We start from the raw sequence: 430 nt of genomic DNA, 5'->3' as shown, positions 1-430 counted from the left end.
ATTCTACAGTCAAGGTGAACGTGCTGAAGGATATAATCAAGAATTTGGATTTGTAGGGGGCTATCTTCTTAGTCCCCTGTTTCGCTGTTGCTGTTCCTCTTCCCTCACACCATTGGCAATGTTTCTTAATTCCCTTTCCGCTTGGTCCCATCTGCTGCCATATTGATACTGACATATCACTCCGCCCAAATTGAAGGCTGCATTTCTTAGGCTCTTGGCTGCATCTTCATTGCCTTGCATGACGAAAGACAACAACCTCCTATCGTCTGCGTCAAAGCGGCCGCAGATATGGAAAACGAAACTGCGGATTATTGCAAGGCATCTTTCGATGATTGGAATTTCTTGAAAATCTTTGATTACTTCCTGAAGCTCTTCGTTCCGCTCCACAACTTTGTTGTGCTTGACGACTAACTCGTTATACTTGGAAACG

At 44.4% G+C, this 430-nt stretch carries 1 protein-coding gene; it reads right to left on the bottom strand.

The genetic code is table 11. The annotated features are described in order from the left end of the window. Positions 1 to 60 precede the first annotated feature (60 nt). Positions 61 to 430, bottom strand: a 370-nt coding sequence (locus tag EG57_RS26160; protein ID WP_200880615.1) for a hypothetical protein, incomplete at its 5' end; no start/stop codon positions are given.

The organism is Clostridium drakei (assembly GCF_000633595.2).
Lineage (GTDB): Bacteria > Bacillota > Clostridia > Clostridiales > Clostridiaceae > Clostridium_AM > Clostridium_AM drakei.
Note: the sequence above shows the minus strand (reverse complement) of the source record. Positions and strands in the feature narration are given on the sequence as shown.